This is a genomic window from Achromobacter sp. ES-001, from assembly GCF_019448355.1.
Lineage (GTDB): Bacteria > Pseudomonadota > Gammaproteobacteria > Burkholderiales > Burkholderiaceae_B > Achromobacter > Achromobacter spanius_B.
Genome location: NZ_CP079940.1, coordinates 1,698,405 through 1,717,217, shown reverse-complemented (window position 1 = coordinate 1,717,217; position 18,813 = coordinate 1,698,405). Strand labels below are relative to the sequence as shown.

Below are 18,813 nucleotides of genomic sequence, written 5' to 3'. Positions count from 1 at the left end.
AAAACCATTGATTTTACCAGATAAACTGGAAAAACGCCTGATTCGTCACGGGCTTACGCTTATACGGGACATATCGGGGTCGGCGGCGCGCCAAACGCGCCGCCAGCAAGCGGATCAGCGGCCCTGACGGCCTCGTCCGCCCATCACACCCAACCGCGATTCATGCGCCGAGGCGCCTCGCGGCTGCCAATCGTCGCCGCGCGGGCCCGACGAGGCAGAGGAAGCACTGCGTGGAGCGCGCGGCTTGCCGCCCGCCCCCGGACCCTTGTTCGCAGCCGAGCCGCCGGCATTGCGCGAACCTTCCGCCTTATTGCCGCCACGGCCGCCGGCGCCGGCAGGCTTGCCGTTACCGCTACGACCACCATTGGCGCCACGCGCACCCGCCGGCTTGCCACCGGGCTTGCCGCCCGAAGGTTTGCGGCCACCGCCCACGGGCGCTTCGGCCACGTTGCCGGCCCCGACATCAGCCGAAGCCACGTTGCCGCGTTGACCATCTGCCGCCGCCGCGCGCGGACCGCGCGGGCCTCGCGGCTTGCCGCCCGGTTTTCCGCCCGGCTTGCCGCCTTGCTTGCCACCAGGACGGCCGCCACCAGCTGCGGCCGAACGCTCACCGCCGGGTTTGCCGCCCTTGCGGTTGCCGCCCGGCCCTTCCGAGGCCAGCGGATGACCGTTGGCATAGCCACCGGCAATCATCAATCCGGTGCCAAAGGGATCGGACGGACATGCGGCGGTTTGACCCGCGCTACCCAGCCGGCCGCCTTGCAGTTTGCCGCGACGACCGATTCGGGCGCCGTTCATGCCATTGCGATCCATCGTGCCGAAGCCGGGAGGCAGCGCGCTGTCATGCGACACGGGCTGCTTCGAACGGCGACGGTTGCCGCCGGACTCGTCGTCATCGCGCAACAAGCCCAGTTGAACCATCAGCGCGGTAACCAGCGAACCATCCAATTCTTCCCAGCGACCACGACGCAACGTGCGCGGCAGGACCACGTCACCGAAGCGAGTGCGGATCAGGCGGCTGACCGTCACACCTACCGCTTCGAACATGCGGCGCACTTCGCGGTTGCGCCCTTCCTGCAAGGTCACGCGATACCAGCGGTTGCTGCCGTCGCCACCCAGGTAATCCAGCGCGCCGAACGCGGCCACGCCATCTTCAAGTTCGATGCCGTCCACCAGCGACTGGCGCTGCGCTTCGTCCATCTCGCCCAGCACGCGGACCGCGTACTCGCGTTCCGTGCCATAGCGCGGATGCATGATGCGGTTGGCCATGTCGCCCGACGTCGTGAAGATCAGCAGACCTTCCGTGTTCAGGTCAAGACGCCCCACCGACAGCCACTTACCCGTGCGCAGCTTCGGCAAGCGTGCAAACACGCTGGCGCGACCGGCCGGATCGTCATGGCTGACGATTTCGCCAGCCGGCTTGTGATACAGAATTACGCGCGGCGGCTTTTTCGTATTCGTGCGCATGATCGGCTTGCCGTTCACACGGACCTGATCGTTGGGCGCAACGCGTTGGCCGATATGGGCCGGCTCGCCATTGACGGACACGCGACCGGCAACGATCAACTCTTCCATCTCGCGGCGCGAGCCGATGCCGGCGTCCGCCAGCACCTTGTGCAGCTTGGGCATGACCGAATCGCTGTTCAGGTACTTGCCCAGGCGCTGTTCCATGCGATCGGTGTTGTCGAGATACGACAACGCTTGCTCCGCTTCCTGCTCACCACCCCGGGAGTCAGCCGACTCAACCGGTGCCGCGGCCGCAACGGACTGGCCCTCAGCGGGTGCCTGCTCTGCGGCGGCGTCGCCACGGCGACGGCGGAACGGCGTCCTCAGCTTGCGACCGCGCCCACGCGCGCCGGCATCGCCTTCAGCAGAGGGTTCGCGCGCGGCGGAGGCGTCCGGCTGACCGTTGGAAACGGCGTCATCCGAACGGGGATTGTCGTCCTGCATTGCTGTATTCGTTGTCACTGGGACAGCTCCGAATTTCAAACTTGGGTAGGCCTGCCAGGGGCGGGCTCGTCATCATCAGGGGACGCCGAATCGCGACCGGCGCCAGGTTGCGCCGGATCCGCTTCGTCCGAGGCCGTGGAAACGGCATCGGGTTCGGGCCGAACAGGATCATCAAGGCCGAAAGCGGGCTCATGCCCGGCGGCGCCAGGCGCTGCGTGATCGGTCTCGTCAATCGGGTCGGTCGGTTCCGCGTGTTTTGCGTTCGCGACACTTTCCTTTGCAGCACCGGCCGTAGAGGGGTCGGCGGCCATATCGGAAATGTCGTTACCGAACCTGTCGTCGGGAAAACCGGACGGGGTCGGCATATTGGACAAGCCTGCGGCTTGCTCCCGGACGGTGGGTTCGTCGTCGGGATTCGCGCCTTCTTCTGTGCGCGAAACGACGGATTCTACGCTATCGACCGGGTCTATGGGTGCATCCTGTTCCGAAACTGACAATTCCGCAACTGGAACAGGGTCATTTTCTTCGGGGTCGGCCATATTTTCTACGGCAAGCTCGCCTTGGGCATGTTCACCGCCCTCGCCCGCCTCGGCAATGCTGACTTGCCCGTCGGCAGCGGCGTCCGCACCCCCAACTGCCGCTGCCCCTTCCGCCGCCCCTTCTGCCGGCGCCTCAGCGCCCTCGCCCGTCAGTTGCTGGACTTCACCCAGGTCCAGCCCCGCGAGCGCGGCGGCCGCGTGGGCAGATTCCAGAGGCGGCAACTCGTCCAGCGCGCGCAGCCCCAGATCATCCAGGAACTGTCGCGTGGTGCCAAACAGCGCAGGACGACCCGGCGCATCGCGATGCCCGATCACCTCGATCCAGCCACGATCTTCCAAGGCCTTCACAATTTGCGAAGACACCGTCACGCCACGTATATCTTCGATATCGCCGCGCGTAACGGGCTGGCGCCAGGCAACAATCGCCAACGTTTCCATGACCGCGCGCGAATACTTGGGCGGCTTTTCAGGACTCAGGCGCTCAAGGTACCGCTGCATATGCGGGCGACTCTGGAATCGCCAGCCGCTTGCCAGCTGCACCAGTTCGAGGCCGCCATCGGCCCAATTGGCTTGCAGCGTCTCCAACAGCCCGCGTAGCTTGCTGTTATCGAATTGTTCATCGTCCCCGAATAGCTTGCGCATATCGGACAGTTGCATCGGCTGCACCGCGCATAACAACGCGGTTTCCAGCACGAGTATTGCCTCGCTATCGTTCATCGACATTCAAATTCACAAAGGGCTAACTTGCGCTAGGTTGAAAATAAGGTTAATATTCTTTTCTCAGACGCGGGGTGGAGCAGTCTGGCAGCTCGTCGGGCTCATAACCCGAAGGTCGTAGGTTCAAATCCTGCCCCCGCAACCAAATTTGATAAAGGCCTGGCGAATGCGCCGGGCCTTTTTCATTTGTGCTTCACGGATATAGCTAAAACCAGCTTGTGCGGACACGGCTTGCACGGAAGCGAACGGCACCGCGCCGGCTTTCTCGGCACGCCGAGCCGCCATCAAGACGGGGCTGCAATCGACGGCGTTGATCGGCGTATTGTTCACAAGATTCCTGGGTTGACTGCCAATGACAGGCTGGCGCCACGAAAGGCGAGCGGGTCAAGATAAAGGCGTAGTGTCTGCGCATCGGATATCGCGGCAGACGCTTTAAGCAAATTCTGGAAAAGCCGGCATCAACGGCCAGCAAGCCCGAGGGAAGCGCCGGAACCCGACGCCTGCATTTCACGGCGGTCAGTATCAATGGCCCGAATCCGCGGCCAATGATCTTGGCAATATGGCGACCGGCCACACGCCCGACAATCAATCACCCCTGCGCAAGCGAAGACCTGCTTCGTCGCGCCCTGGCCGGACGCTGGCCAGCCTTACGATTCTTGGATATTTTGAAGGTACATGCCAGCGGACACCGATTTGCCAGGACTGACATCAACGCCCATAGCCAGCCGTCCGCGCAATTGGCGAATTATACCGCCATAACGTTGTGCCTCAAGCCTGAAACGCGTGCGCGGGTGGCCTGGATCAGGCACCTGGCTTGTCCCAAGGAGCCGAACCCAAGCGCTCAACCAGAAAGTCCAACATGGAACGCAGTATCAAGGGCATTTGCCTGCGCGACGCATAAACGCCATAAATACCCAATTCCTGGGGTTTGCATTGAGGCAAGATCGCTTTCAAACGCCCCGCCGCAATATATTCATTGGCGTAGTAAGTGGGCAACATCGCAATACCCGCCCCCTCCAACGCGGCATGCAGCAGCACGGACACTTCGTTGGCGCTGATATTGCCGCTGACCGGCACATCCACGGGCAAGCCTTCCCGCTCGAAACGCCACAGGCTTTTGCCGAAATAAGAATGCGTCAGGCAGTTTCGCAGTGACAGGTCTTCGATTCGAGCCGGCACCCCCTCTCGGGCCAAATATTCGGGGGATGCACACACCACCGACCGGCAAACCGCCAGCTTGCGAGCGATCAGGTTCGGATCCAGGTCATTGGTGATGCGCACCGCGAGGTCGACCCGCTCTTCCACGAGGTTGACGGCGCGCTCGACCAACATCAAGTCGACCGACGTGCCCGGGTGCAGCTTCACGTAATCCGTCACAGCGCTGGCCAGATGCCTTGAACCGAACGACATGCTGGTGGTGATTCGCAACAACCCCCTAGGGGTATCTTCAGGCGTGGATACCGCGCTTCGCAGGTCACCCACCATATCAAGCATCTGGCGGCAACGGGGTAGCGTCTCGGCGCCCGCGGGGGTCAGGCTCAGGCGGCGCGTCGTACGGTGCAGCAAGCGCACCCCGACCCACTGCTCCATTTCAGCCAGATAGCGCGAAACCATGGCGCGCGACATGTCGAGATGAACCGCCGCCGCCGACAGGCTTCCCCGGTCAGCAACCTCTACAAACACCTGCATCGCCTTCAAACGATCCATGATTGTCTCGATTCTTGCATCAGACCGTACCGGTTATACCGTATTTCAGTGCAACATCTGCGCCTAAATGGCGACATTTTGAGCACTCACGCCAGCACGGCAGGCTCAAGCCGGCGACTGCAACAACGCCTCGGCAACGGCCGCGCGAACCTCGGCAACATCCAGGCCACGCACGATATAGACCAGGTGCGATGCGCGGTCGTCGGTTGGCCATTGCGCCAGTGCGCGCAAGGGGTACAGCTCGCCATGAACTCCATGCACCTCGCAAGGCAGCGCCCCCCCTTCGAAGCACACCAGCCCCTTCATCCGCAAAATTCCCGGCCCATAGCGTTCTTGAATGCGGGACACGCCAGCAAGGAACGCGGCACGCCCGAGGGGCGACGACAAGAACAAAGAAAAGCTCGCGACCTGGCCATGCCGGTCGGCGGGCGGCCGGATAAACGCCTGAAGCCAATTCGACAAGGCAGCACCATCGCGGCGCGCTGCCACATCGGGCCCTTCGCGCAAGATGCCGGCCAGCGGCGCATCCTGGCGCTGCACACAGCGCCGTGCCCCCGGATTAATGGCAATGACTGCCTGCTCCGCGCGCCGCAACTGCGCCGCGTCGGCCAAGTCGGACTTGCTGAGCACGACGGTGTCTGCCAAGGCCAACTGCCGCGCGGCTTCGGGCTGGTTGGCCAATTGCGATTCACCATGACGCACATCCACCAACACGATTGCGCCGCGATACGCGTAGCGCTCCGCCAGGAACCGGTCGTGCTTGAGCATGAACAGCGTCGAAGCGGGATCGACCAACCCGCTGGTTTCGATAATCACCCGGCGAAACGGCTTGATCCGCCGACTGACCGCCAACATGAAAAGCTCACGCAGCGTATCGACCACCGCCCCGCTGACGACGCAACACAGGCAGCCGCCCTCGATCAGGACGACATTGGCAGGCGCCAAGCGGACCAGATGGTGATCGACCCCGATATCGCCGTATTCATTGACCACGACCACGGTGTCGGCATAGGCGGGCTCGTGAAGCAGGCGGTTCAGCAGCGTGGTCTTGCCGCTGCCCAGGAAGCCTGAAATCACGGTTACGCCAATGCGCTTGTCGTCTTCAATCTGCCCTGCCATCGCAGCTGGTCCCGCTCGGTTGTATTGGATCTGGCGAAGCGTACAACAACCCGCACAACAACCGTATCCGCGCGGGAGCCGGGTGCACGGCAAAAACTAAAAGGGCCACTCGCTTTCGCGAGTGGCCCTTCAGTTCGGCTTGGGTCCCGTGCCATTGCCATGCTTGCGCGTAGCGGCTTGTGACCTTGAATTCTTTTGGCTCCCCGAGCTGGGCTCGAACCAGCGACCTGCGGATTAACAGTCCGTCGCTCTACCGACTGAGCTATCGGGGATCTGCCAAGAACGCAATTATGAACTAAATTTTTGGCGCGCGCAAATTGCGATTTTTTTAGTTCTTTTTGGGCCGACCGTTTCCCATCCCCAAAAAACTCTGATATGATTTCGGTCTTTCCAGATCAGGCCCCATAAACAGGGCGGCGAACTGGAAAGAACAAAGATGTTTTGCTGATCTTTTGTTCGTTGCTCCGCAACCCGGAAAGGCGATCAAATCCCAAGCAAATGGTCTTGCCGGCATAGCTCAGTTGGTAGAGCAGCGCATTCGTAATGCGAAGGTCGTAGGTTCGACTCCTATTGCCGGCACCAAATTCTAAAAGCAGCCCTCTCGGGCTGCTTTTTTCATTTCCGCGCCCCGCCACGTCGGCAAGCCGCTTCCCCCAACGGGAACTCCACCCGCCCGCCGCGCGTCCAACTTGCTGGATTTTCATTCAGCCAAGCGAAGACCACCATGCGCATCCTCCTTGTCGAAGACGACATCATGATTGGTGAAAGCGTGCTGGATTGCCTGCGCGCCGAACACTACGCCGTGGACTGGGTCCGGGACGGCAGCGCTGCCGAATCGGCACTGCGTACCGACCCCTACGACCTCATCCTGCTGGACCTGGGCCTGCCCAAGCGCGACGGCTTGGCCTTGCTGCGCGAGCTACGCGCCCGCAAGGACCGCACGCCTGTCCTTATCGCCACCGCCCGCGACGCCGTCAGCGACCGCATTGCCGGCCTGGACGCAGGCGCGGACGACTACATCGTCAAGCCATACGACGTGGACGAACTGCTGGCGCGCATGCGGGCATTGATACGCCGCAGTGCCGGCCGCGCCGAACCGGTGTTTGAACATGAGGGCATCACGATCGACCCGCAATCGCACGCCGCCATGGTGGACGGCACGCCGGTGGCGCTGACCGCCCGCGAATGGGCCGTTCTGGAACCGCTGATCGCCCGCCCTGGCATGATCTTTTCGCGCGCTCAACTAGAAGAAAAACTCTACAGCTGGAAAGACAGCGTCAGCAGCAACGCGGTTGAGGTTTATATTCATGGCCTGCGCAAGAAACTGGGTCCGAACCTGATCCAGAATGTCAGAGGCGTCGGCTATGTCATCCCCAAAACATGAGCATCAGGCTTAGCTACTCACTGAGAGCCCGCCTGCTGTTTTTTCTGCTGGCCGCCATCGTAGTCGGCGCGTTGGCGCAAGGCGTTATCGCGTATCGCAGCACGCTGGCCCAGGCCGACGACATCTTTGATTCGCTGCTGCAACGCACTGCGCTGTCGCTGGGCACGGGCGATGGGCTGCTCAGCACCGGCCCCACGCAAAGCCTGGGCGCCGCAACGCCCATGGCAGACGATCTGATCATTCAAATCTGGACACCCGACGGCCTGCGCGTTTTCAATTCCCGTTCGCGCCGCCCCCTGCCGGATCAGATCGTCCTGGGTTTTTCCGATGCCAAAATGGAAGGCACCACGTACCGCGTGTATGCGCTGGCCACCCCGTTTCAGGTGATACAGGTGGCGCAGGACATGAACGTGCGCAAGCACATGGCGCGCGAGCTGGCGCTGCGAACCATCGCACCCATCGCGGCGGCGGCGCCCCTGTTGATGCTGGTGGTGTGGTGCGTCGTCAGTTGGTCGCTGCGACCCGTCAAGCGTGCCCGCGCCCAGGTGGCGGCGCGGCAGCCCGAAGATCTGTCGCCCGTCAACGTGCAAGGCTTGCCCGACGAGATCCGCCCGTTGATTCTTGAATTGAACCTGCTGCTGGAACGCATGCGAACCGCCTTCGCCCAGCAAAAACAATTCGTTGGCGACGCGGCGCACGAGCTGCGCTCGCCACTGGCCGCACTGCGCTTGCAGCTACAGGCTCTGCAACGGGCCGGCGACGCCGACAGCCGCAAAATCGCGGAACAGCGCCTGGCCTCGGGCATTGACCGCGCCACCCGGCTGGTGGAGCAGATGTTGTCCATGGCACGCCACGAAAGCGCGTCGGAGCCCACGCCCGCGGCCCCCGTGGACTTGGCCGACGTGCTGCGCCAGGCGCTGTCCGAGACGCTGGCACAGGCCAATGCCAAGGCGATCGCCATCGACATGGAAGGGGTCAGCGAAGCGCGCGTACAAGGCCATCGGGACGCCCTCACCTTGCTGGCTCGCAACCTGCTGGACAACGCCATCAAGCACAGCCCGGAAGGCGGCCGCATCCGGCTACATCTGCAATCCGAAGCGGACCAGGCGTCTTTCACCATCGACGACGAGGGCCCCGGCATACCCCCCGCCGAACGCGAGCGCGTCTTCGACCGCTTCTATCGCGCCGAAGGCAACACGCAGCACGGCAGCGGACTGGGCCTGTCAATCGCGCGAGCCATCGCGGATCGCCATGGCGCCGACATCATTCTTGAGGACGCGCCCGGTGGCCAAGGGCTGCGCGCGCGCGTGCGATTTCCCATTTTGCGTTGATTACGCCGATTTAAGATTCGCCTAAGTGTCAGGCCCGAAGATAGCGCCATGTCCTCAAACATGAACGCAGGAGCCGACATGAAGACCTCGCAAATGAAACCCTCGCGCCTTGTGCTGGCGCTGCTGGCCGCTGGCGCCATTGGCGGCGCCGGCGCAACCGCCGTGACGGGCGGCGTGTCGATGGCGGCAAACGCCCCGACCGCCATCGCCGCAACGCCATCCATCAACGCTTCCAGCCCGCCCAACTTCGCGCAGATCACGCGCGACTTTGGCCCGGCCGTCGTCAACATCAGCGTCAGCGGCACGCGCAAGGTATCCGCCGACGACGATGACCCCTTTGCCCAATTTTTCGGCCAGATACCGGGCTCGCGCGGTCGCATGCCGTCGCGTGAAGTTCCGATGCGCGGCGAAGGTTCGGGCTTCATCATCAGCGCCGACGGCATCATCCTGACCAACGCACACGTCGTGCAGGATGCCAAGGAAGTCACCGTCAAACTGACCGACCGCCGCGAGTACAAGGCGAAAGTGCTGGGCGCGGACCCGCAGACCGATGTGGCCGTGCTCAAGATCGACGCCAAGAACCTGCCGGTGGTCAAGGTGGGTGACGTGAACCAGCTGCAAGTGGGCGAATGGGTGCTGGCCATCGGCTCGCCCTACGGTCTGGAAAATACGGCCACGGCCGGCATCGTCAGCGCCAAGGGCCGCTCGCTGCCCGATGACACGTCGGTGCCTTTCATCCAGACGGACGTGGCGGTCAACCCGGGAAATTCGGGTGGCCCGCTGTTCAATGATCGCGGCGAAGTCGTGGGCATCAACTCGCAGATCTACAGCCGCACCGGCGGTTTCCAGGGCCTGTCGTTCTCGATTCCCATCGACGTGGCCTATAAGATCAAGGACCAGATCCTGGAACACGGCAAGGTGCAGCATGCGCGCCTGGGCGTGACGGTGCAGGAAGTGAATCAGGACCTGGCCAATTCGTTCAAGTTGGATTCGCCGTCCGGCGCGCTGGTGTCCAGCGTCGAAAAGGGCAGTGCCGCCGACAAGGCGGGCTTGCAACCGGGTGACGTGGTGCGCCAGATCAATGGCAAGACCATCGTGTCGTCGGGCGACCTGGCGTCGATGATTACCCTGGCTTCGCCCGGCGAAAAGATCAAGCTGGACGTCTGGCGCGCCGGTGCTCCGAAGGAACTGGTCGCTACCTTGGGCGGCGTTCCGAAGGACAAGACGCAGTCGGCGTCCGGCGATCAAGACGTGCAGCGCGGTCAACTGGGCCTTGCCCTGCGCCCCCTGAGCCCGCAGGAGCAGCAGGCCTCGGGCACCGAAGGGTTGCTGATCGAGCGCTCTGCCGGCCCGGCCGCCAAGGCTGGCATCGAACCGGGCGACGTGCTGCTGTCGCTGAACGGCGTGCCGGTGCACAATATCGGCCAGGTCAAGGAAGCGCTGTCCAAGGCCGGCAAGACCGTGGCCCTGCTGGTTCAGCGCGGCGAAGACAAGATCTTCGTGCCGGTGCAGATCGGCTGACGGCCTGCCGGCCATCCGGCCGGCCGGCTACCCTTATTCCGCGTCGGGCTGCTTGCCCGGCGCGGCGTTTGCGAAAGCCGGCAACTCGCGGCAGGCGGCATCGATGCGCGTCACGTTGGGCATCGCGGAAAGGTCACACTCGAAGCGCTGCGCATTGGCCACCTGCGGCACCAGGCACAGGTCCGCGATGGTGGGCGTGTCGCCATGACAAAAACGGCCCGTGGCGCTTGAGCGTGCCAGCTGGGCTTCCAGCGCTTCCAGGCCTTGATGCACCCAATGCTTGTACCAAGCGGTTTTTGCCGCTTCGTCCACGCCCAGCGTGTGCTTCAGGTATTTCAGCACGCGCAGGTTGTTCAGCGGATGCGTGTCGCAGGCAATACCCAGTGCCAGATCGCGCACGCGCGCGCGTCCAATCGGATCGGCCGGCAACAGCGGCGACTGCGGATGCGTTTCTTCCAGGTATTCGATGATGGCCAGGGACTGGCCGATCACCGCATCGCCATCAATCAAGGTCGGCACCAGCGCCGTCGGGTTCAGCTTGCGATAGCCGTCCGACAGTTGCTGGCCGCCGTCCTTCAGCAGGTGTACGGGCAAATATTCGTAAGTCAGGCCCTTCAGATTCAGGGCGATACGCACGCGATACGCGGCCGAGCTGCGGAAGTAGCTGTACAACTGCATGAAGTCTTCTCCTTGTTTTTTTGGGCGCTGTGCCGCCGTGCGGGCGGCGCTTGCTTATTCCAGCGATTCCGTCTGCGCGGACTTGCGCGACAAGCCCTTGGGCAACGGAAAGGCCACATTTTCTTCCAGGCCCGGCATGGTGCGCACAGACACGGCGCCCAATTCCTTGACGCGGTCGATGACCTGCTGCACCAGGATTTCAGGCGCCGAAGCTCCCGCCGTCACGCCGATGCGCTTGCGGTCAACCAACCAGGCCGGGTCAATGGATTGCGCGCCGTCGATCAGGTAGGACGCCACGCCCTTGCGTTCGGCCACTTCGCGCAGCCGGTTGGAATTGGAACTATTCGGGCTGCCCACGACCAGCACCAGGTCGCACTCGGGCGCCAGCACCTTGACCGCATCCTGGCGGTTCTGGGTGGCGTAGCAGATGTCGCTTTTCTTGGGCTCGACAATGCTGGGAAAACGCGCCTTCAGCGCTTGCGACACCGCCGCCGCGTCATCCACGGACAGCGTCGTCTGCGTCACGAAAGCCAGGTTTTCCGGGTCGCTGACTTGCAGGCCCGCCACGTCTTCCACGGTTTCGACCAGGTACATGCCGCCTTGCGCCTGGCCCAGGGTGCCTTCGACTTCAGGATGCCCCTTGTGGCCGATCATGATGATCTCGCGGCCGGCCGCGCGCATGCGGGCCACTTCAATGTGCACCTTGGTGACCAGCGGGCAGGTGGCGTCAAACACCTGCAAGCCGCGAGCCTCGGCTTCGGCCCGCACCGCCTTGGACACGCCATGGGCCGAGAACACGACGATGGCGCCCGGGGGCGCATCGTCCAGTTCGTCGATGAAGACGGCGCCCTTGGCGCGCAGGTCTTCCACGACATAGCGGTTGTGGACGATTTCATGGCGCACGTAGATCGGTGCGCCATGCAGTTCAATCGCGCGTTCGACGATGTCGATGGCGCGGTCCACACCGGCACAGAAGCCTCGCGGCTGCGCCAGCAGGACTTCGGCGTCGGAGGCGGTAACGGCCTTGCTCATCAGAGAACTCCCAGCAGCGCCACGTCCAGTTGCAAGCGGACGCCCGCAAGCGGATGGTTGAAGTCGAACAGCGCCGACTCATCGTTGATTTCTTTCAGCACGCCCGAGTAGCGGCCGCCGTTGGGGGCGGTGAACTCGACCAGGTCGCCCGGCTCGAACGTGGCGTCGGCGCCCGCGTGCTCGGCAAGCATCGCCCGCGTGACGCGTTGGATCAGTTCGGGGTTGCGGTCGCCGTAGGCGTCGGCGGGTTCCAGGGTGACGCTGAATTTCTCGCCTTCGGCATGGCCGATCAGCGCGGCTTCCAGGCCAGGCGCCCACTGGCCGCTGCCCATTTGCAGCGTGCCGGGACGGCCGTCGAAAGTATTCGTGAACACAGAGTCCTTGCCAGGACCGGACGCAAGCGTGATTCGGTAATGCAGCGTCAGGTAGGAATCCGGACGGACAAAAACGTTCACTTCGTTAGAGGCGATGCTCAAGATCTGCCACCGTATGGATATTGGATAAACCCTGATTTTAGAGCCTTATATGAAATTGTCTGTCCGGCTGGCAAAACACGAGCGTCCCCGAGAGCGGCTGCTACGCCACGGCGCAGCAGCGCTCCAGGACGCTGAGCTGCTGGCGCTGGGGCTGCGCACGGGGATTCCGGGCACCAATGTGGTGGATCTGTCCAACCGGCTGCTTGAGCGTTTTTCCGGCCTGCGCGGCCTTTTGGGGGCCACACCCGAGGAACTCATGGCCGTTCCGGGGCTGGGCGCCGCCAAGGCCTGCACCCTGGCCGCCCTGCTGGAGCTGGCGCGCCGCGCCGTCGAAGAAGACCTGACCCGGCCCCATTCCGTGCGCCATCCCGCCCAGGTAAAGCAGTATTGCCTGACGGCGCTGGGCCATCGGCGGGTGGAACACTGCATTGCCCTCTACCTGGACAACCAGCTACGGGTGATCGCCACGGGCGAACTGGCGCGCGGAACGCTGTCGCAGGCATCGGTTTACCCCCGCGAGGTCGTGCGCGAGGCCCTGCGCCACCACGCGGCGGCCCTGATCGTGGCGCATAACCACCCTTCGGGCATGGCCGAGCCCAGCGCGGCGGATCGGGGCTTCACGCAACAGCTGAAACAGGCGCTGGCGCTCGTGGACGTTAAACTGGTCGACCACCTGATCGTGGCCGGCGCGTCGGTCATATCCATGGCGGAACTGGGCGGGCTGTAGCGGGCGGCAGGGTGCTTGTCGGCACGCCCCAAGCCGCCGGATTTCGTTAGACTGCCGGGCGGAATTGCTTTAGGCTTTAACCTATTCGCGCTGGAACATTTGCTGGAACATTTGCTGGACCATTCGCTAGAACATCCGCTGGACCATTCGCCGGAACATTCCGGCCGACACGAAAACGCTTCTGATGAAACGCTTGTGGGACATTTCCCCGCCCGTCTCCACGGCGTCACCGGTTTTCCCCGGCGACACGCCGTACCGCCAGCAATGGAAGTGGTCGCTGACGCCCGGCTGTCCGGTCAACGTCAGTGAAATCACGCTGTCGCCGCACATCGGCGCCCATGCCGACGCCCCCCTGCACTATCAGAACGGCGCTGCCGCCATCGGCGCGGTCTCGCTGGAACCATTTCTGGGTCCTTGCCGCGTCATCCACGCCATTGATTGCGGCCCGTTGATCACCACGGACCACCTGGCGCACGCAGCGCTGAACCTGCCGCCGCGCGTGCTCGTGCGCACTGCCAAGCATGCGGCGCAAGATTGGTGGACGGACGATTTTTCGGCCTATGCCCCCCAAACCATCGAATGGCTGGCCGAACGCGGCGTCATGCTGATCGGGTTGGACACCGCCAGCATCGACCCCGCGTCCAGCAAGACCCTGGACAGCCACCATACGATCTTGCGGCACGACATGCGGGTACTGGAAAACCTGGTTCTCGATGATGTGCCCGAAGGCGATTACGAATTGATCGCCCTGCCGTTGGCGCTGGTCCAGGCCGATGCCAGCCCGGTACGCGCCGTATTGCGCGAACTGTAGGCTGGTCCGCTGGCTTTCGGGCGGCCACCTTATACGGGCCGCCCGCCTTGAAAGACGCACGACCATGAACCTTTCCCCAGATCACGCCGTCGCGCTTGCGCGCGCCCGTTCCTGCGCGCCGGGCTGGCGCGCATTGCCCGCCTCGGCCCGCCGCGCTGCCCCGCCCTGCCACGGAGGCCAAGCATGAGCTGCCCGCACCGCCCCGAAGACATCGTCCACCAGGAAAAAGCGCAGCTGGATTTCACGCGCGACATGACCTACGGCGACTACCTGCATCTGGATCAGGTGCTGGGCGCGCAGCATCCGCTGTCGCCCGAGCACAACGAGATGCTCTTTATCATCCAGCACCAAACCAGCGAACTCTGGATGAAGCTGATGCTGCATGAGTTGCGCGCAGCCATCGCCAACGTGGCGGCCGACCGGCTGCAACCGGCCTTCAAGATGCTGGCGCGAGTCAGCAAGATCATGGAGCAGCTGGTTCATGCCTGGGATGTGCTGGCCACGATGACGCCGCCCGAATATTCGGCGCTACGGCCGTACCTGGCGCGTTCCAGCGGATTCCAGAGCTACCAGTACCGCCAGATCGAATTCCTGCTGGGCAACAAGAATGCGGCCATGCTGAAACCGCATGCGCACCGCGAAGACCTGCTGGCCCAGGTGCGCAGCGCGTACGACGCGCCCTCGCTGTATGACGAGTCCCTGCGGCTCTTGGCGCGCCATGGCATCGCCGTGCCGGCGGACCGCCTGGAACGTGACTGGACCCAGCCCTATGAATCGTCGGAAGGCGTGGAAGCCGCATGGTTGACGGTGTACCGCGACACCGATCGCTATTGGGACCTGTATCAGCTGGGCGAAAAACTGACCGATCTGGAAGACGCGTTCCGACTGTGGCGATTCCGCCACGTCACAACCGTTGAGCGCGTCATCGGCTTCAAGCGCGGCACCGGCGGCACGTCGGGCGTGGATTACCTGCGGCGGATGCTGGATGTCGTCCTGTTCCCCGAGATCTGGAAACTGCGCACGGAACTGTAAGGGCCCGTCCCCTTTTGCGCCCGGTGGAGGGCTGCCGATTCTGGCCTGCCCGCCCTGGTCTACCGGGAAAAACCCGTGCTAGAATTTGGGGTTACTTTTTGGATACGTGGCTGGAATCCTTGCGTGGGCGTTCTACTGTGAACGGCATAACGCGTCCTGGCTGGCGACCCTACAACTTGAAAGACCCCTTGGCGGGTCCTAGGATAAGCACCATGAAAGAAGGCATTCACCCCGAATACCGCGAAGTCGTCTTCGCCGACCTGCAAACGGGTAACAAGTTCATCACCCGTTCGACCGTGCACACGCGCGAAACCGTCGAAATCGACGGCAAGACGTACCCGCTCTTCAAGTGCGACGTGACCTCCGAATCGCACCCGTTCTATACGGGCGCCCAAACGCGTATCGTCGAAACCGGCCGTGTGGAAAAGTTCCGCGCCCGCTTCGCCCGTACCGCCGGCACGGTCAAGTCCGCTTCCTGATCCTGTTGCTCCTACGGGAGTCACAGCAAAAAGGCAGCCTCCGGGCTGCTTTTTTTTCCTCCCTTGCCTGCTTTTTGCAAGCCAGGGGCTGGCGCAACCTGATCCCTCGGTTACATTAACGCCCGTGTCCCCACTTTCTTTTTCCACTCCTGCCCGGCTCACGTCCGTGGCAACCGCGAAGCTTCCCAGGTTGATCCTGCTGGGCCTGGCGCTGGCCTATATCGTGGCCGGCCTGTTCATGCGCGACCCGTGGAAAACGGACGATGCGGTTGGCTTGGCGACGATGATCACCGCCATCCGGGAAGGCGGCATCACGTGGCTGCTGCCCCAGGTCGGGCTGCTGGCCCATGCCGAAGAAGGCCCGCTGATTACCTGGGTGGGCGCCATCTGCATCTGGCTGTTCGGCCCGTTTATCGGCGACATCACCGCCGGCCGCCTGCCGAACCTGCTGTGGTTCGGCATCACGGCCGCCAGTGTCTGGTACGGCACCTACCTGCTGGGCCGCCGTAGCGAAGCACAACCCCTGGCGCTGCCCTTTGGCGGCGAACCCGAACCGCGCGACTACGGACGCATGCTGGCCGACGCCGCGCTGCTGCTGCTGCTGGCCACTGTGGGCATCCTTCAGCGCACGCACGAAACCACTGTCGTACCCGCCATCATGGCCTGCCAGGCGCTGGCCTTTTATTCGTTGGCGCGCAGCGTCGACCGGCCGGTTACCGGCACCACCACGCTGGGCATCGCGCTGGCCGCAAGCTTCCTTACGCGCGGTTGGGTGGGCGCGATTCCCATCATGATCGGCGCACTGCTGGCGTTCTATCCGCGCAGCCAATTGTGGAAGTGCAAGCGCTGGCTGCCGTGGGCGGTGCTGGTGACGGTAGCGCTGATCCTGGCGTGGTGGATCCCGGCCAGCGAAAGCAGCCAGTATTGGATCCGCAACTGGAAGACCTGGAACCTGACGTCATTCGCCTTGCCGACCTGGCATGACATGGGCCGCACGCTGCGCGACTTGCCCTGGTACTTGTGGCCGACATGGCCGCTGGCCTTGCTGGCGGTCTGGCGCTGGCGCGAATGGATCTACGCCCCGCACATCTGGCTGCCGTTGATGCTGCTGGTCTGCGCGGCACTGGTGCTGTTCGTACTGGAAGAGGCGTCCGACTCCGAATACGTGATGCTGGCCGTACCCTGCGCCGTGCTGGGCGCGTTCTCGTTACCCACGCTGCGCCGTGGCGTGGTCAATACGCTGGACTGGTTTGCCGTCATGTGTTTTTCGCTGACGGCCGCCACCGCGTGGCTCGGCTGGGTGGCCCTGCACTTCAATTGGCCGGCGCAGATTTCCCGCAACATTGCCCGCCAGACCACCGGCTACGAGCCCGTCATTTCGTGGGGCGCCTTCACGCTGGCGGTGATCTTTACCGTGGCCTGGATTGCGCTGGTGGTGTGGCGCCTGCGCGTACGCCCGCAAGCGCTGTGGCGCGGCACGGTGCTGTCCGCCGGCGGCCTGACCGTAACGTGGATTCTGCTTGTGCTGCTGTGGCAACCCGCCGTGGACTACGCGCGCAGCTATCGCACGGTATCGGGCCAACTGGCGCAGGCACTGGCGCAACATGCGCGGCCCGGCGAATGTGTACGTGGCCTGAGCCTGGGCAGCGGCCAGCGCGCATCGTTCCTGATCTTCGACAATCTGACCTTCACGTTCGACGCGAAGTGCACGCTGATCCTGCAACAGACCAACAACCAGAGCCTGCGCGACAACACTGCCGCTTATAGCGACGGGGCCGACGTGTTGTGGCAGGGCGGCCGCCGCGCCGATCGCCAGGAAGTGTTCCGACTGCTGCGAGTCGGCCCGAACCGATGACTTCCGTCAACGCGGCGCCGATATCCTTCGGCGCCACTGTGCGCGGCATCGCCAAACAAGCATGGCCGGTGCTGATCAGCCAGTGGGCCGGCATTTCGTTCGGCGTGCTGGACACCGCCATGACAGGCCACTCCAGCGCCAGCGACCTGGCCGCGATGGCCTTGTCCGCCTCTATCTACATCACCGTTTTCGTTGGCCTCATGGGCGTGGTACATGCGCTCATCCCCATCCTTGCGCAGCATTTCGGCGCCGGCAACAACGACGAAGTCGGCCGCAGCTGGGGCCAAGGCGTCTGGCTGGCGCTGGGCTTGTCCGTGGTGGGCGCGGTGCTGATGCTGTTCCCGGACGTGTGGTTGTCGATGTCGGGCGACGTCGCGCCGGGCGTGCGCGAACGGATCGGGTCCTACTTGCAGGCTTTGGTGCTGGCCCTGCCGGCCGCGCTGGTGTTTCGTACCATCTACGCGCTGGGCACCTCGGTGTCACGGCCAAAGCTGGTCATGGCAATCAACCTGTCCGCCATTGCATTCAAGGCGTTTTTCAACTGGCTGTTCATCTACGGCAACCTGGGCCTGCCCGCCATGGGCGCCACCGGCGCGGGGCTGGCAACCGCCGTGGTGTCGTGGATGAGCCTGGGCCTGGGCCTCTGGGTCATCACGCACGATCGCTTCTATCGCCGCTTCAATCTACGCGTGGGCAAGCCCGACTGGAAGACGTTGAAGGAACTGCTGCGCCTGGGCATCCCCATGGGCGGCTCGTACCTGGTCGAGGTGTCGGCCTTTACTTTCATGGCCCTGCTGGTGGCGCGCGAAGGCACGTACGTCACGGGCGGACACCAGATCATGTCGAACCTGGCGGCCCTGTGCTACATGATGCCCATGGCGCTGGGCGTGGCCACCGCGGCGCTGACCGCGCAGGCCATCGGCGCGGGCAATCTTGCGCACGCGCATCGCACCGGCATGGCCGGGCTGGCGCTGGGCCTGATCGGCGCATTGTTGACCGCCGCCGTGCTGTTGGTGGGCCGGCCCCTGATCCTTGCCGCATACACGGACGACATCGGCGTGGCTGCCGTGGCAACGACGCTGCTGGCGGTGTTGCCGCTGTTTCACCTGTTCGATTCCATGCAATGCATCAACTCTTACCTGCTGCGCGCCTACAAGGTTGCGGTGGTGCCGCTGCTGTTGCAGGTGGTGGCGCTGGCGGGCGTGGGGCTGGTCGGCGGCTGGTGGTTCGGCTTTGGCCCCGGCCGGGGTGGCCTGGACGGCGTCCGCAACGCGTTGCTGCCCGGCTCGCCCGAAGGCGCGGGCAGCATGTGGTTGATGGCAATGGTGGGCTTGGCGCTGTCCGCCATCCTGCTGCACATCTGGTACCGCCGCATCGTTCGCACGTTGGCCGTGGGGCGGTAGCCAACGCGGCCCTTGCCTGGCGCCCTCCCCTGGCGCCTTTTCGCGGGGGTTA

At 63.8% G+C, this 18,813-nt stretch carries 17 protein-coding genes and 3 tRNA genes; 11 read left to right on the top strand and 9 right to left on the bottom strand.

Annotated elements, in window-relative coordinates; all coding sequences use genetic code 11:
* Nucleotides 1–114: 114 nt before the first annotated feature.
* Together rluB and scpB are read right to left on the bottom strand one after the other, a co-directional pair.
* Nucleotides 115–1,950 carry a 23S rRNA pseudouridine(2605) synthase RluB gene (rluB, locus tag KYT87_RS07645; protein WP_162941170.1) on the bottom strand — a complete coding sequence of 612 codons (1,836 nt, stop codon included), beginning with the start codon at nucleotides 1,948–1,950 and terminating at the stop codon, nucleotides 115–117.
* Between the two features lie 35 nt (nucleotides 1,951–1,985).
* Complete coding sequence (gene scpB, locus KYT87_RS07640; RefSeq protein ID WP_219991955.1) at nucleotides 1,986–3,212, bottom strand: SMC-Scp complex subunit ScpB; 1,227 nt, start codon at nucleotides 3,210–3,212, stop codon at nucleotides 1,986–1,988.
* 62 nt (nucleotides 3,213–3,274) lie between these two features.
* On the opposite strand from scpB, the gene KYT87_RS07635 reads away from it, so the two are divergent.
* A tRNA-Met gene (locus KYT87_RS07635) sits at nucleotides 3,275–3,351 on the top strand.
* On the opposite strand, the gene KYT87_RS07630 is transcribed toward KYT87_RS07635, so the two are convergent.
* The 4 genes from KYT87_RS07630 to KYT87_RS07615 form a co-directional block, all read right to left on the bottom strand.
* A complete protein-coding gene (locus KYT87_RS07630) occupies nucleotides 3,330–3,536 on the bottom strand; it encodes a hypothetical protein (RefSeq protein WP_104143176.1) in 207 nt (68 codons plus the stop codon). The genes KYT87_RS07635 and KYT87_RS07630 overlap by 22 nt on opposite strands.
* Nucleotides 3,537–4,007: 471 nt before the next feature.
* Nucleotides 4,008–4,913 (bottom strand): LysR family transcriptional regulator, encoded by a 906-nt coding sequence (locus KYT87_RS07625; RefSeq protein ID WP_104143175.1) that lies wholly within the window; start codon nucleotides 4,911–4,913, stop codon nucleotides 4,008–4,010.
* A 105-nt stretch (nucleotides 4,914–5,018) separates the two neighbouring features.
* The gene (locus tag KYT87_RS07620; protein ID WP_219991954.1) at nucleotides 5,019–6,032 is read right to left on the bottom strand and encodes a GTP-binding protein; all 1,014 of its coding nucleotides are present in this window, start codon (nucleotides 6,030–6,032) and stop codon (nucleotides 5,019–5,021) included.
* A gap of 196 nt (nucleotides 6,033–6,228) precedes the next feature.
* Nucleotides 6,229–6,304 (bottom strand) — tRNA-Asn (locus KYT87_RS07615).
* 234 nt (nucleotides 6,305–6,538) lie between these two features.
* Between KYT87_RS07615 and KYT87_RS07610 the strand changes: the two genes are divergently transcribed.
* The 4 genes from KYT87_RS07610 to KYT87_RS07595 all read left to right on the top strand — a co-directional run bounded on the left by KYT87_RS07610 (nucleotide 6,539) and on the right by KYT87_RS07595 (nucleotide 10,268).
* Nucleotides 6,539–6,614 (top strand) — tRNA-Thr (locus KYT87_RS07610).
* Nucleotides 6,615–6,756: 142 nt separating this feature from the next.
* Entirely contained in the window at nucleotides 6,757–7,416 is a 660-nt protein-coding gene (locus KYT87_RS07605) for a response regulator (protein ID WP_046802770.1), read from the top strand.
* Nucleotides 7,413–8,747, top strand: coding sequence for an ATP-binding protein (locus tag KYT87_RS07600; RefSeq protein ID WP_219991953.1), 1,335 nt, complete (start codon nucleotides 7,413–7,415; stop codon nucleotides 8,745–8,747). Before KYT87_RS07605 ends, KYT87_RS07600 begins: the two co-directional genes overlap by 4 nt.
* A 78-nt stretch (nucleotides 8,748–8,825) precedes the next feature.
* Nucleotides 8,826–10,268, top strand: coding sequence for a DegQ family serine endoprotease (locus tag KYT87_RS07595; RefSeq protein WP_104143172.1), 1,443 nt, complete (start codon nucleotides 8,826–8,828; stop codon nucleotides 10,266–10,268).
* A gap of 33 nt (nucleotides 10,269–10,301) precedes the next feature.
* Here the strand turns inward: KYT87_RS07595 and maiA are convergent, their stop codons facing one another.
* The 3 genes from maiA to KYT87_RS07580 are packed head-to-tail and all read right to left on the bottom strand — an operon-like array spanning nucleotide 10,302 to nucleotide 12,454.
* The gene (gene maiA / locus KYT87_RS07590; protein ID WP_120154450.1) at nucleotides 10,302–10,946 is read right to left on the bottom strand and encodes a maleylacetoacetate isomerase; all 645 of its coding nucleotides are present in this window, start codon (nucleotides 10,944–10,946) and stop codon (nucleotides 10,302–10,304) included.
* Nucleotides 10,947–11,000: 54 nt separating this feature from the next.
* Nucleotides 11,001–11,978 (bottom strand): 4-hydroxy-3-methylbut-2-enyl diphosphate reductase, encoded by a 978-nt coding sequence (ispH, locus tag KYT87_RS07585; RefSeq protein WP_046802766.1) that lies wholly within the window; start codon nucleotides 11,976–11,978, stop codon nucleotides 11,001–11,003.
* Nucleotides 11,978–12,454 carry a peptidylprolyl isomerase gene (locus tag KYT87_RS07580; RefSeq protein WP_006218259.1) on the bottom strand — a complete coding sequence of 159 codons (477 nt, stop codon included), beginning with the start codon at nucleotides 12,452–12,454 and terminating at the stop codon, nucleotides 11,978–11,980. Before KYT87_RS07580 ends, ispH begins: the two co-directional genes overlap by 1 nt.
* A gap of 49 nt (nucleotides 12,455–12,503) precedes the next feature.
* On the opposite strand from KYT87_RS07580, the gene radC reads away from it, so the two are divergent.
* The 6 genes from radC to KYT87_RS07550 all read left to right on the top strand — a co-directional run bounded on the left by radC (nucleotide 12,504) and on the right by KYT87_RS07550 (nucleotide 18,761).
* The gene (gene radC, locus KYT87_RS07575) at nucleotides 12,504–13,181 is read left to right on the top strand and encodes a DNA repair protein RadC (protein ID WP_219991952.1); all 678 of its coding nucleotides are present in this window, start codon (nucleotides 12,504–12,506) and stop codon (nucleotides 13,179–13,181) included.
* A 184-nt stretch (nucleotides 13,182–13,365) separates the two neighbouring features.
* Entirely contained in the window at nucleotides 13,366–13,992 is a 627-nt protein-coding gene (gene kynB / locus KYT87_RS07570) for an arylformamidase (RefSeq protein WP_006218257.1), read from the top strand.
* A 183-nt stretch (nucleotides 13,993–14,175) separates the two neighbouring features.
* Nucleotides 14,176–15,024, top strand: a complete 849-nt coding sequence (gene kynA, locus KYT87_RS07565; protein ID WP_219991951.1) for a tryptophan 2,3-dioxygenase — start codon at nucleotides 14,176–14,178, stop codon at nucleotides 15,022–15,024.
* 212 nt (nucleotides 15,025–15,236) lie between these two features.
* Nucleotides 15,237–15,503 carry a type B 50S ribosomal protein L31 gene (locus KYT87_RS07560; protein WP_006218255.1) on the top strand — a complete coding sequence of 89 codons (267 nt, stop codon included), beginning with the start codon at nucleotides 15,237–15,239 and terminating at the stop codon, nucleotides 15,501–15,503.
* 124 nt (nucleotides 15,504–15,627) lie between these two features.
* A complete protein-coding gene (locus KYT87_RS07555; RefSeq protein ID WP_219991950.1) occupies nucleotides 15,628–17,358 on the top strand; it encodes a glycosyltransferase family 39 protein in 1,731 nt (576 codons plus the stop codon).
* Nucleotides 17,355–18,761 carry an MATE family efflux transporter gene (locus KYT87_RS07550; RefSeq protein WP_219991949.1) on the top strand — a complete coding sequence of 469 codons (1,407 nt, stop codon included), beginning with the start codon at nucleotides 17,355–17,357 and terminating at the stop codon, nucleotides 18,759–18,761. Before KYT87_RS07555 ends, KYT87_RS07550 begins: the two co-directional genes overlap by 4 nt.
* Nucleotides 18,762–18,813 lie beyond the last annotated feature (52 nt).

Bases quoted from the DNA above. Each gene is read 5' to 3' on its own strand.
- KYT87_RS07620 (WP_219991954.1), bottom strand. From the start codon at position 6,032: ATGGCAGGGCAGATTGAAGACGACAAGCGCATTGGCGTAACCGTGATT.
- KYT87_RS07605 (WP_046802770.1), top strand. From the start codon at position 6,757: ATGCGCATCCTCCTTGTCGAAGACGACATCATGATTGGTGAAAGCGTG.
- ispH (WP_046802766.1), bottom strand. From the start codon at position 11,978: ATGAGCAAGGCCGTTACCGCCTCCGACGCCGAAGTCCTGCTGGCGCAG.
- KYT87_RS07595 (WP_104143172.1), top strand. From the start codon at position 8,826: ATGAAGACCTCGCAAATGAAACCCTCGCGCCTTGTGCTGGCGCTGCTG.
- rluB (WP_162941170.1), bottom strand. From the start codon at position 1,950: ATGCAGGACGACAATCCCCGTTCGGATGACGCCGTTTCCAACGGTCAG.
- scpB (WP_219991955.1), bottom strand. From the start codon at position 3,212: ATGTCGATGAACGATAGCGAGGCAATACTCGTGCTGGAAACCGCGTTG.
- KYT87_RS07625 (WP_104143175.1), bottom strand. From the start codon at position 4,913: ATGGATCGTTTGAAGGCGATGCAGGTGTTTGTAGAGGTTGCTGACCGG.
- maiA (WP_120154450.1), bottom strand. From the start codon at position 10,946: ATGCAGTTGTACAGCTACTTCCGCAGCTCGGCCGCGTATCGCGTGCGT.
- KYT87_RS07560 (WP_006218255.1), top strand. From the start codon at position 15,237: ATGAAAGAAGGCATTCACCCCGAATACCGCGAAGTCGTCTTCGCCGAC.
- radC (WP_219991952.1), top strand. From the start codon at position 12,504: ATGAAATTGTCTGTCCGGCTGGCAAAACACGAGCGTCCCCGAGAGCGG.
- kynA (WP_219991951.1), top strand. From the start codon at position 14,176: ATGAGCTGCCCGCACCGCCCCGAAGACATCGTCCACCAGGAAAAAGCG.
- kynB (WP_006218257.1), top strand. From the start codon at position 13,366: ATGAAACGCTTGTGGGACATTTCCCCGCCCGTCTCCACGGCGTCACCG.
- KYT87_RS07550 (WP_219991949.1), top strand. From the start codon at position 17,355: ATGACTTCCGTCAACGCGGCGCCGATATCCTTCGGCGCCACTGTGCGC.
- KYT87_RS07600 (WP_219991953.1), top strand. From the start codon at position 7,413: ATGAGCATCAGGCTTAGCTACTCACTGAGAGCCCGCCTGCTGTTTTTT.